Genomic DNA, 11,552 nt, shown 5'->3' with positions numbered 1-11,552 from the left:
GCTGACATGAGTAGCGTTAAAGGGGGTGAAAAGCCCCCTCGCCGTAAGCGCAAGGTTTTCTACGCAACGTTCATCGGCGTAGAGTGAGTCGGCCCCTAAGGCGAGGCAGAGATGCGTAGCTGATGGGAAACAGGTCAATATTCCTGTACCGATTGTTAGTGCGATGTGGGGACGGATCTTAATAGGTCATCCAGTTATTGGATTATTCTGGTTTAGTTGGATGTAGGCGTGCATTAGGCAAATCCGGTGCACATATACCGAGGCCAACGATCGAGCGGACTTGTCCGTGAAGTGACTGAACGAGGTTCCAGGAAAAGCCACTAAGCTTCAGCTAACAACGACCGTACCGCAAACCGACACTGGTGCGCGAGATGAGTATTCTAAGGCGCTTGAGAGAACTCAGGAGAAGGAACTCGGCAAATTGACACCGTAACTTCGGAAGAAGGTGTGCCCTATTAGTGTGTAGTGAACAACGAAGCATGAATGGGTTGCAAAAAATCGGTGGCTGCGACTGTTTATTAAAAACACAGCACTCTGCAAACACGAAAGTGGACGTATAGGGTGTGACGCCTGCCCGGTGCTGGAAGATTAAATGATGGGGTGCAAGCTCTTGATTGAAGTCCCAGTAAACGGCGGCCGTAACTATAACGGTCCTAAGGTAGCGAAATTCCTTGTCGGGTAAGTTCCGACCTGCACGAATGGCGTAACGATGGCCACACTGTCTCCTCCTGAGACTCAGCGAAGTTGAAATGTTTGTGATGATGCAATCTCCCCGCGGAAAGACGGAAAGACCCCATGAACCTTTACTGTAGCTTTGTATTGGACTTTGAACAGATCTGTGTAGGATAGGTGGGAGGCTTTGAAGCAGGGTCGCTAGATCTTGTGGAGCCAACGTTGAAATACCACCCTGGTGTGTTTGAGGTTCTAACCTAGGTCCATTATCTGGATCGGGGACAGTGCATGGTAGGCAGTTTGACTGGGGCGGTCTCCTCCCAAAGCGTAACGGAGGAGTTCGAAGGTACGCTAGTTACGGTCGGACATCGTGACGATAGTGCAATGGCATAAGCGTGCTTAACTGCGAGACTGACAAGTCGAGCAGATGCGAAAGCAGGACATAGTGATCCGGTGGTTCTGTATGGAAGGGCCATCGCTCAACGGATAAAAGGTACTCTGGGGATAACAGGCTGATACCGCCCAAGAGTTCATATCGACGGCGGTGTTTGGCACCTCGATGTCGGCTCATCTCATCCTGGGGCTGTAGCCGGTCCCAAGGGTATGGCTGTTCGCCATTTAAAGAGGTACGTGAGCTGGGTTTAAAACGTCGTGAGACAGTTTGGTCCCTATCTTCCGTGGGCGCTGCAGATTTGAGGAAGCCTGCTCCTAGTACGAGAGGACCGGAGTGGACACACCTCTGGTGTATCGGTTGTCACGCCAGTGGCATTGCCGAGTAGCTAAGTGTGGAAGAGATAACCGCTGAAAGCATCTAAGCGGGAAACTCGTTTCAAGATGAGATCTGCCGGGGCCTTGAGCCCCCTAAAGAGTCGTTCAAGACCAGGACGTTGATAGGTCAGGTGTGGAAGCGCAGTAATGCGTTAAGCTAACTGATACTAATTGCTCGTGCGGCTTGACCCTATAACTTTGATCAATCTGATCAAGGTGTTATGCCAAGTTGACGCATTCAAAATAATTCGCCAAAAGCTGATTCCAAACTCTATGAATTCGTTTGATTGATCGTGTGATCAGTCAGACAACCCTTTATGCCTGATGACCATAGCGAGTTGGTACCACTCCTTCCCATCCCGAACAGGACAGTGAAACGACTCAGCGCCGATGATAGTGCGGGTTCCCGTGTGAAAGTAGGTCATCGTCAGGCTCTTACAGCCCAGAAAACCCCAGTCAGCAATGACTGGGGTTTTTTGCTTTGCGCGACGCAAAGACAAAGAACACGCAAAGCACGAGCAAGCGAATAGACGGACAAAGAAAAAGCGCCAACTCGAAAGAGATGGCGCTTTTTTATTGGAGCAAACAACCGCCAATCAGGCGTTCCGAACTCCTAAAGCATCGGATTGTGCTGCGCCAGCGGCAATCAGCTCTGCCAACAGATCCTCAGTCAGGGCTGCCAGCGTCTCACCAGCAAAGAATCGAGCCCGAATCCGCTCGAAATACAGCGTCCCGCCAACCCACTCAGCCCAATCCGCTCGCGACACCGCATGCAGCTCCAGCAGCTTGAACTTCATCAACACCTTCATCGCATGGCGCGCGTGCTTCACAGGGTCTCCTTGCAAACCCGATAAACGTCGCCGCGCTGTATCCAAAGCCCGGTCGACGTCGCCAAAGACTCCGCCATGGCCCGGAATCACATGCAAAGGCGTCAATTGATCGCCGCCCCAGACGAAAAAGCCCGATGAGATGAACTCACCGGGCTTTCCATGGACTCCCAAGGCACCTGCTTCGCAGGCTGCGTGAGCTGCCTGCGAGAAGTGCTTACTCAGGCAGACAACCGCTGCTCAATCGCAGCCTTCGTCTCCGGCAATTCCTTCGGCAGATGATGCGCCAGCTGCTGGAACAACTCCGTGTGCAGCTTCAGCTCGGCCTGCCAGGCCGCCTTGTCGATGCTCGTGACCGTTGCGAACTGCTCGGCGCTGAAGTCCAGGCCGCTCCAGTTCAGGTCTTCATAGCGCGGGCTCACGCCGGTGATGTGTTCCATACCTTCCGTCGCCTTGCCTTCCACGCGATCGATCATCCACTTCAGCACGCGCATGTTCTCGCCGTAGCCAGGCCAGACGAACTTGCCGTCGGCACCCTTGCGGAACCAGTTGGTGGTGTAGATCTTCGGCAACTGGGCGCCCGAGGCTTCCAGCTTCTTGCCCAGATCGAGCCAGTGCTGGAAGTAGTCGCTCATGTTGTAGCCCATGAAAGGCAGCATTGCGAACGGGTCGCGTCGCACCACGCCCTGCTGGCCGGCGGCCGCAGCGGTGGTTTCCGAGCCCATCGTCGCGGCCATGTAGACGCCTTCGACCCAATTGCGGGCTTCAGTGACCAGCGGCACGGTCGTCGAGCGGCGACCGCCGAAGATGAAGGCGTCGATCTTCACGCCCTTCGGGTCGTCCCAGGCATCGTCGAGCGCAGGGTTGTTGGTGGCGGCCACGGTGAAGCGTGCGTTCGGGTGGGCGGCCTTGGCGCCGGTTTCCTTGGCGATCTGCGGCGTCCAGTCCTTGCCTTGCCAGTCGATCAGGTGCGCCGGCAGCGCCTTGCCTGGCGTGTCCTGCTCCATGCCTTCCCACCACACGTCGCCGTCGTCGGTCAGCGCGACGTTGGTGAAGATCACGCCGTCGTCCAGGCTGCGCATGCAGTTCGGGTTGGTCAGCATGTTGGTGCCTGGCGCCACGCCGAAGTAGCCGGCCTCGGGGTTGATGGCGCGGAGCGTGCCGTCGGCCTGCGGCTTGATCCAGGCGATGTCGTCGCCGATGGTCGTGACCTTCCAGCCATCAAAGCCCGCCGGCGGCACCAACATCGAGAAATTCGTCTTCCCGCAGGCGCTGGGGAATGCCGCCGCCACGTGGTACTTCTTGCCTTCGGGATTGGTCACACCCAGGATCAGCATGTGCTCGGCCAACCAGCCTTCGTCGCGGCCCATGTTCGAAGCGATGCGCAGTGCAAAACACTTCTTGCCCAGCAGCGCGTTACCGCCGTAGCCCGAGCCATAGCTCCAGATCTCGCGCGTTTCAGGGTAATGAACGATGTACTTGGTGGTGTTGCAGGGCCAGGAGACGTCCTTCTGGCCGGCCTCGAGGGGCGCGCCCACGGTGTGAACGCACGGCACGAACTCACCGTCGACGCCCAGCACCTCGTACACGGCCTGGCCCATGCGGGTCATGATGCGCATGTTGACGGCCACGTAGGGGCTGTCGGACAGCTCGATGCCGATGTGTGCAATGGGTGAGCCCAGCGGGCCCATGCTGAAGGGCACCACGTACATGGTGCGGCCCTTCATGCAGCCGTCGAACAGGGGCTGCAGCGTGGCGCGCATTTCGGCCGGGGCCATCCAGTTGTTGGTAGGGCCGGCGTTTTCCTTCTGCGCGGAGCAGATGAAGGTGCGGTCTTCGACACGTGCCACGTCGCTCGGATCGGACATCGCGAGGAACGAGCCCGGGCGCTTGGCGGGGTTCAGCTTCTTGAAGGTTCCGGCGTCGACCAGCTGCTGGCAGAGGCGGTCGTATTCTTCCTTGCTGCCGTCGCACCAGTGGATGGCCTCGGGTTTGCACAGCGCGGCCATGTCGGCCACCCAGGCGATCAGCTTGGCGTTCTTGACGTATGAGGGCGCCTGAATGGTGAGGCCCTTCATCGTGGGTGCGTTCATCGGAAATCTCCTAAGTTGAAAAATCGTCTTTCCGAACGGGGCGCCGCGCCTGACCAGGCACGGAGGTCCGTTTGAGAAAACGTTTCGCTTTGGGAGATTGCGTCAACGCGGGCCGCACAGCCCGCGGACAAAAGCGCGAAGACCTGTCAGTCAGGCCAGATAGACGGCGATGGACGCCAGCAGCAGCATCAGCACGCCGCCGGCCAGCGGCAGCACGAGCGGCATCAGGTGAACGACCGATTCGACGGCGTCATGTTCAGCGGCGGCGGCGTGGCCGGGCTCGACGGGAGTGGGTTGGGACATCGGGAAATACCTCGAATACGCAAATGACAAACCGCCAAATGCTGTGAACAGCAAATGGCCAAACTCCCGCCATTTTACCGGCGAGGCGCCGCCAGCGGGTCTAGGGGGTTGCGAGGAGCCCTCAATGCTGCTCCACCGCTTCGAAACCGGCGTCCTTCAGGGCGCTCAACACGCTGGCCAGGTGGGCCCGGCCGCGCGTCTGCAGCACCAGCTCGACGTCGACATTCTGCGCCGCCAGCATCGTGAAGGCGCGCTGGTGGTGCACTTCGTCGACGTTAGCGCCCGCTTCTGCCACGGTGGCCGTGATCTGGGCCAGCGAGCCCGGCACGTCGCGCGCGCTGACGCGCACCCGGGCCAGCCGGCCGGCCCGCACCATGCCGCGTTCGATGATGGCCGCGAGCAGCAGCGGATCGATGTTGCCGCCCGACAGCACCAGACCCACGCGCTTGCCGCGGAAACGTTCCGGGTGCCGGATCAGCGCCGCCAGGCCCGCCGCCCCGGCGCCTTCGACCAGCGTCTTTTCGATCTCCAGCAGCATCAGCACGCCTTGCTCGATGTCGCCTTCGTCCACCAACAGCAGGTCGTCGACCTTGGCGGCGATGATTTCCCGCGTCAGCACGCCTGGCGTGCCGACCGCGATGCCTTCGGCGATCGTGCTCGTGCCCTGCGCGTGGTGCGTGCCCTTGACGGCATTCACCATCGCCGGAAAGCGCTGCGTCTGCACGCCGACGATCTCGATGCCCGGCTTGATCTCGCGCGCCGCGACGGCCATGCCTGCGATGAGCCCGCCGCCACCGACCGCCACCACCAGCGTGTCGAGGTCTGGCACCGCGTCGAGCATCTCAAGTGCGATCGTGCCCTGGCCGGCAATGATGGCTTCGTCGTCGTAGGGATGCACGAAGGTCAGGCCTTCGCGCTCGGCAAGCGCCAGTGCGTGGGCGCGTGCCGCGTCCAGCGTGTCGCCGTGCAGCACCACCTCGGCGCCGAAGCCGCGCGTGCGCTCGATCTTCACGCCGGGCGTGAAGCGCGGCATCACGATGAGTGCGCGCAAGCCCAGCCGCTGTGCGTGATAGGCCACACCCTGCGCATGGTTGCCGGCCGACATGGCGATCACGCCGCGCGTGCCGCCTTCCGACAGATCGACCAGCTTGTTGCACGCGCCACGCTCCTTGAACGAGGACGTGAACTGCAGGTTCTCGAACTTCAGGAACACCTGCGCGCCCACGATTTCAGAGAGCGTGCGCGACTCCACGCAGGGCGTGTTGAGCACCTGGCCCTGCAGGCGTGCCGCCGCGCGACGGATAGCTTCGATTCCGACCATGGCGCGCATTGTGGCTGGAATCCAGCGGATCAGGGTTTTTACTCTTTCGGCGTCTTCCCGAAGCCAAAAGTCTGCGTTATGGTCGCTCCAAGTATTTCCTCCCAGGAGGTTGCCTGATGGTCAAGCGTGCGGGTGTCGATGTGGTGGCTGCTGCGGTGCGCGGGCAGGCCTTGCCTTCGCCCGGCCTCAAGGAAGCGCCGGTGCTCGAGCTCATGTGCTCGCACTTCGTGCTCACGCTCGCGGCCAAGCAGGGCCCGCGCTTCAATGTGCGGCGCGATATCAACGGATTGCTCTCGCTCACCGGGCGCCACCTCGTGTGGCCCGCCGCGGTGCTGCAGCGACTGCGCGAGTTCCTGGGTCGCCGCTGTGCGGGCAACGAAGCGTGGAAAGGCGTCGAAGACTTCGACGGCCGCACGCTGCTCGAACGCCACGGCGTGTGGCGCGGCCCGTATGAAGAAGGCACGCTGTTCTTCTACCTCGACGAGTACGCCAAAGACCAGCCCAAAGACCTGCTCTCGGTGCTGGCCGTCACGCGCGACTGGCTCACGCACGCGCTGCGCAAGCAGTCGACGCTGGTCGAGAAGAACATCGACGCGCTCGCCGGCCTGCTGCAGCTCAACAAGGCCGAGCGCGCGCTGCTGCTGTACGGCACGCTCGCGCGCTACCAGCGCGACCTGCGCTCGCTGCTGGTCGAGTTCAAGGTCAACAACGCGCCCGAGGCCTACGCCGCCATCGCCGACATCGCGGGCGTCAATGCGAGCGAAGTGGGCGAGGCATTGCGCGCGGGTTCGCGGCTCGAACGCATCGGCCTGGTCGAGAACCTCATCTCCGAGCACAACATCACCGACCTTGCCGACCTCATGAAGGTCAGCGAGAAGCTGCCGCCCGTGCTCATGCGCGAGTACCGCGACCACAACGAACTGATGGCCGTGTTCACACGGCCTTCGGCCAAGAGCGCGCTCACGCCGCACGATTTTTCTTTCGTGGAAGAAGACGCGCAGATGCTCGTCACGCTGCTGCGTGCGGCCGTGGCGCGCAAGGAGCCCGGCGTCAACGTGCTGCTCTACGGCCCGCCCGGCACCGGCAAGACAGAGCTGGCCAAGGTGGTTGCGCAGGCCGCGGGCCTGGAGCTCTTCGAGGTCGAGTACGCCGACCGCGACGGCAACTCGCTCAGCGGCCGCGACCGCTACCGCTCGCTGCAGATCGCGCAGGTGTTCCTCAAAGGCAGCGCGCAGGCCGCACTGCTGTTCGACGAGGTCGAAGACGTCTTCCCGCCCATCAGCACCGAGGCCGCGCAGTTCATGGCGCGCGCCGAGCAGATCCCCGCGCCCGCCAGCGGCAGCGTGAGCGGCAAGGCCTGGGTCAACCAGATCCTCGAGGCCAACCCCGTGCCCACGCTGTGGGTCACCAACCGCATCGAGCAGATCGACCCGGCCTTCCGCCGCCGCTTCGCCTACCACCTCGAACTCAAGTCGCCGCCGCCCGGCGCGCGCGAGCAGCTCGTCAAGAAGACACTCGAAGGCGTGGTCGTGTCCGACGCCTTCACCGCCAAGCTGGCGGAACGCAAGGGCCTCACGCCCGCGCAGATCCGCACCGCCGTGCGCTTTGCCGGCCTCGCGAAGACCGACGAGGCCTCGGTCGAGGCCCTCATCGAGCGCCAGCTGCGCAACGCCGACCTCGCACTCGGCACGCTCGACAAGAGCCCGGCCGAGCGCCGCAGCGTCACCACCTACGACCTGGACATGCTCCACGTCGAAACCCGCTTCGAAATTCCGCGCATCGTCGAGGCGCTGAAGGCGCGCGGCCACGGCACGCTGTGCTTCTACGGCGCGCCCGGCACCGGCAAGACCGCGCTGGCCGAGCACATCGCCAAGGCTGTGGGGCGCCCGCTCATCGTCAAGCAGGCCAGCGACCTCATGAGCAAGTACGTCGGCGAGACCGAGCAGAACATGGCCGCCATGTTCAAGGAGGCCGAGTCCGAGAAGGCCGTGCTGCTGCTCGACGAGGCTGATTCGTTCCTGCAGGACCGGCGCGGCGCGCAGCGCACCTACGAGGTCACCGAGGTCAACGAGATGCTGCAGGGCATGGAGCGCTTTCGCGGCGTGTTTGTCTGCACCACCAACCTGCTCGACCGGCTCGACCAGGCGGCACTGCGGCGCTTCACCTTCAAGATCAAGTTCATGCCGCTCACCGCGGCGCAGCGCGAACGCATGTTCGTCACCGAGGCGCTCGCGGGCGATGCGGCGCTGCTCACGGGCGAGGTGCGCGCGCGCCTGGCGCAGCTGTCGCAGCTGTGCCCCGGCGACTTCGCGGCCGTGAAGCGGCAGACCGACATCCTCGCGGCCGAGTTCTCGGCCGCGGAGTTTCTCGAGCAGCTCGAAGCCGAGCATCGGATCAAGCCCGAGGTGCGCGAATCGCGCGGCATGGGCTTCATCCAGTAGCGGGCCGGCGTCCGGCACCCGCACCCCGAGCAAGACAAAAATCAGGACTGTCCGCCACCACGGACGCGAGGAGGAACCGATGGTCTTTCGCAATGCAGATGCGTCGCGGCGCTCGCGAGCTGTGGCCGCCGTCGCCGGTGCGATGGCGCTTGCGCTCGTTGGCCTGCTGGCTGGGTGCGGCGGAGGAGGCGGGGGTGGCGGTGGCGGCGGTGGGTTCCCGATCGGCGTCGCGCCGACGCCCACCCCGGGGCGGCGGTGACAGCGACGCCATCGTCGCGTCCTCGACCGTCGCCGGCCAGTGCGCCGCGCCGCGCCCGGGCATCAATCCCGAGACAGGCCGCGCCTACCCCGACGTCGTCGGCACCGTCGACAACGAAAAGAGCTGGGTGCGCGGCTGGATCGACGAAACCTACCTTTGGTACAACGAGGTGCCCACCACGCTCAAGGCATCCGACTACGCCACGCCGCAGACCTGGTTCGACGTGCTCAAGACACCGGCCACCACGCCGTCGGGCCGGGCCAAGGACCGCTTTCACTTCACCAACAACACCGAGGCGTTCCGCCTGCAGTCCGAAGGCGGCGTGTCGGCCGGCTACGGCATGGAGATGGCGACCGTGCGCAGTTCGGTGCCGCGCAACATCCGCATCGCCTTCGTCGAGCCGGGCTCGCCGGCCGCGGCGGCCGGCCTGGCGCGCGGGGCCAAGCTGGTCGTCGTCGACGGCATCGACGTGGTGTCCGCCCCCGACAGCGACAGAGATTTCATCTTCCGCACGCTCTCGCCGCGGGCGCTCGGCGAAAAGCACACCTTCACCTTCGAGGTGGACGGCACGCGCGGCAGTCCCGTCGAGCTCACGGCCCAGCGCATCACGAGCACGCCGGTGCAGTTCACGCGCACCATCGGGCTGGCCGGCAACCGCGTGGGCTACCTGCTGTTCAACGACCACATCACGACCGCCGAGGCGCAGCTCGTCGAGGCCGTCAACACGCTCAAGCAGGACGGCGGCATCCAGGACCTCGTGATCGACATGCGCTACAACGGCGGCGGCCAGCTGCGCATCGCCAGCCGGCTGGCCTACATGGTGGCCGGACCGGGCCCGACGAACGGCAGGACCTTCGAGCTGCTGACCTTCAACGACAAGAACCCGTACCGCACCACGCTCGCGGACAACCTCACGCCCTTCTTCACGACCACCCGCACCGGCCAGCCGCTGCCCACGTTGAACCTGTCGCGCGTCACGCTGCTGACCAGCGGCGGCACGTGCTCCGCCAGCGAGTCGGTCATCAACAGCCTGCGCGGCGTGGGCGTCACGGTCAACCTCGTGGGCACCACCACCTGCGGCAAGCCCTACGGTTTCGTGCCGCAGGACAACTGCGGCACGACCTACTTCGCCGTCAACTTCAAGGGCGTGAACCAGGCCGGCTTCGGCGACTACGGCGACGGCTTCGCGCCCCATGCGGGCTGCGTCGTGTCCGACGACTTCAGCCACCCGTTGGGCGACCCTGCCGAACGCCGGCTGGCCGCGGCGCTGCGGCTGCGCGACACCGGGTCGTGCGCGGCGCCAACCGCATCCGCCAAGGCTGCGGACACCCCGGGCCTGGAGAAGGGCGACACGCCGCTGGACGACGAGCCCGCCCTGCTTCCCCGCTCGCCGCTGCGCGAGAACCGCCTGATCGACCGCGTGCCAGCCCCCGTCTGATGGCGGGCTGACGTCGCCGCGCGAGGCCGGCCCCGGCCTCGCGGAAAACCCCTAGCCGCACCCCATTGCCACGCCCGTGGCCTGCCATTTAGAGTTTGGCAAACGTTTGCGCAAAGCTTTGCGCAAACGTTTTCGGCCCCCGGTGTTCCTCTGAAAACCGGACTGAAAACCAAACACCTAGGAGAAACAGATGCGCAAATGGACAGTGAAGGCCTTCTGGCTCGTCGCCATGGCCGTGCTCACGGCATGCGGCGGTGGCGGGGGCGGCAACGGCGGCATCGGTCTGGCGCCCGGCTACGCGGCGGCGCCGGTGGCGCAGAAAGTCATCATCGACAGCGACTACAACACCATGAGCGACGACGGCCAGCTCGGCGTCATGGCCGCGCAGCTGCAGGCCGAGGGCAAGGTGCAGGTGATGGGCATCAGCGTCGTCTCGGGCAACCAGTGGCTCAAGCAGGGCGTGGCCGACGCGCTGATGTCGGTCGAGCGCCTAGGCGTGGGCCAGCGCATCGGCGTCTACGTGGGCGAGAACTACGCCATCAACCACGACTACGCCACCATCGAGGCCGAGATGAAGGCCGGCGCGGGCGGCGACGGCTACCTGGGCGCCTGGAGCGGCCCCGAGCCCAAGACCGACGCTGATCTGAAGCCCTCGCCCGACGGCTTTGCCACGCGCACCGTGGTGCAGCGCAAGAGCGCGGTCGATTTCATCATCGACACCGTCAAGGCGAACCCGAACGAGATCTCCATCCTGGCCATCGGCCCGCTCACCAACATCGCGCTGGCCGTGAAGAAGAGCCCCGAGATCGTGCCGCTGATCAAGCAGATCATCTACATGGGCGGCGCCCTCGACGTGCCCGGCAACACCACCCATTTCGCCGAGTTCAACTGGTGGTTCGACCCCGAGTCCGCGCAGTTCGTGGTGCGCCTGCCGATCCCGCAGGTGGTGGTGCCGCTGGACGTGACCGACACCGTGCTTCTCACCAAGCCCGTCTACGACCGCATCGCCCACCCGGCCAGGCCGACGGCCGTGACCGAGGTGTTCCGCAAGCTCAACGGCTACGGCTTCAGCGGCACCAACGGTTTCGAGAACAACCCGAACTACACGCAGAACATCTGGGACACGCTGGTGCTGGCCTACCTCATCGATCCGCGCTACGCCACGCAGACTGTCGAGCGTTATGTCGACGTGGTCGCCAAGCCCGGCGCCGCCGACAACGGCCGCTCCATCGGCTACACCGCGCCGCCCGCCGGCGTGCCGCTGCAGAAGATGACGGTGGTGAAGAAGTTCGACAACGCGCGCTTCTTCGAGCTCTACGTCGACCTGCACACGCGCCCGGTGCCGATCACGCTGCCCGCAACCACGCCGTAAGCAACCTGCCGTCAGCCTGTGCGCCTGGCCGGAGCGCCGATACTCCGGCCCTCGAACA

The 11,552-nt window shown here is 63.9% G+C and carries 7 protein-coding genes and 2 rRNA genes (1 of these 9 only partly in view); 5 read left to right on the top strand and 4 right to left on the bottom strand.

The annotated features are described in order from the left end of the window. Both GFK26_RS06195 and rrf read left to right on the top strand, forming a co-directional pair. A 23S ribosomal RNA gene (locus GFK26_RS06195) occupies nt 1-1,632 on the top strand (it extends 1,244 nt beyond the left edge of the window). A gap of 128 nt (nt 1,633-1,760) precedes the next feature. Continuing rightward, nucleotides 1,761-1,873, top strand: a 5S ribosomal RNA gene (gene rrf / locus GFK26_RS06190). Between the two features lie 163 nt (nt 1,874-2,036). Here rrf and GFK26_RS06185 read toward each other — a convergent pair. From GFK26_RS06185 to GFK26_RS06175, 4 genes are all read right to left on the bottom strand, one after another. Then, on the bottom strand, nt 2,037-2,441 hold the full coding sequence (locus tag GFK26_RS06185; protein ID WP_153281230.1) for a hypothetical protein: 405 nt from the start codon (nt 2,439-2,441) through the stop codon (nt 2,037-2,039). Between the two features lie 47 nt (nt 2,442-2,488). Beyond that, nucleotides 2,489-4,360 carry a phosphoenolpyruvate carboxykinase (GTP) gene (locus GFK26_RS06180; protein WP_153281229.1) on the bottom strand — a complete coding sequence of 624 codons (1,872 nt, stop codon included), beginning with the start codon at nt 4,358-4,360 and terminating at the stop codon, nt 2,489-2,491. Nucleotides 4,361-4,510: 150 nt separating this feature from the next. Then, a complete protein-coding gene (locus GFK26_RS33965) occupies nt 4,511-4,663 on the bottom strand; it encodes a hypothetical protein (RefSeq protein WP_194274037.1) in 153 nt (50 codons plus the stop codon). Between the two features lie 121 nt (nt 4,664-4,784). Then, complete coding sequence (locus GFK26_RS06175; protein WP_169805105.1) at nt 4,785-5,984, bottom strand: threonine ammonia-lyase; 1,200 nt, start codon at nt 5,982-5,984, stop codon at nt 4,785-4,787. Nucleotides 5,985-6,100: 116 nt separating this feature from the next. Here GFK26_RS06175 and GFK26_RS06170 point away from each other — a divergent pair, with 116 nt between their 5' ends. From GFK26_RS06170 to GFK26_RS06160, 3 genes are all read left to right on the top strand, one after another. Next, nucleotides 6,101-8,425 carry an ATP-binding protein gene (locus GFK26_RS06170; RefSeq protein ID WP_153281228.1) on the top strand — a complete coding sequence of 775 codons (2,325 nt, stop codon included), beginning with the start codon at nt 6,101-6,103 and terminating at the stop codon, nt 8,423-8,425. 92 nt (nt 8,426-8,517) lie between these two features. Further along, nucleotides 8,518-10,122 (top strand): S41 family peptidase, encoded by a 1,605-nt coding sequence (locus GFK26_RS06165; protein ID WP_228121929.1) that lies wholly within the window; start codon nt 8,518-8,520, stop codon nt 10,120-10,122. 190 nt (nt 10,123-10,312) lie between these two features. Next, complete coding sequence (locus tag GFK26_RS06160) at nt 10,313-11,494, top strand: nucleoside hydrolase (RefSeq protein ID WP_153281227.1); 1,182 nt, start codon at nt 10,313-10,315, stop codon at nt 11,492-11,494. Nucleotides 11,495-11,552 lie beyond the last annotated feature (58 nt).

It is taken from the genome of Variovorax paradoxus (genome assembly GCF_009498455.1).
GTDB classification, from domain to species: domain Bacteria; phylum Pseudomonadota; class Gammaproteobacteria; order Burkholderiales; family Burkholderiaceae_C; genus Variovorax; species Variovorax paradoxus_H.
Note: the sequence above shows the minus strand (reverse complement) of the source record. Positions and strands in the feature narration are given on the sequence as shown.

Bases quoted from the DNA above. Each gene is read 5' to 3' on its own strand.
- GFK26_RS06180 (WP_153281229.1), bottom strand. From the start codon at position 4,360: ATGAACGCACCCACGATGAAGGGCCTCACCATTCAGGCGCCCTCATAC.
- GFK26_RS33965 (WP_194274037.1), bottom strand. From the start codon at position 4,663: ATGTCCCAACCCACTCCCGTCGAGCCCGGCCACGCCGCCGCCGCTGAA.
- GFK26_RS06175 (WP_169805105.1), bottom strand. From the start codon at position 5,984: ATGGTCGGAATCGAAGCTATCCGTCGCGCGGCGGCACGCCTGCAGGGC.
- GFK26_RS06170 (WP_153281228.1), top strand. From the start codon at position 6,101: ATGGTCAAGCGTGCGGGTGTCGATGTGGTGGCTGCTGCGGTGCGCGGG.
- GFK26_RS06165 (WP_228121929.1), top strand. From the start codon at position 8,518: ATGCAGATGCGTCGCGGCGCTCGCGAGCTGTGGCCGCCGTCGCCGGTG.
- GFK26_RS06160 (WP_153281227.1), top strand. From the start codon at position 10,313: ATGCGCAAATGGACAGTGAAGGCCTTCTGGCTCGTCGCCATGGCCGTG.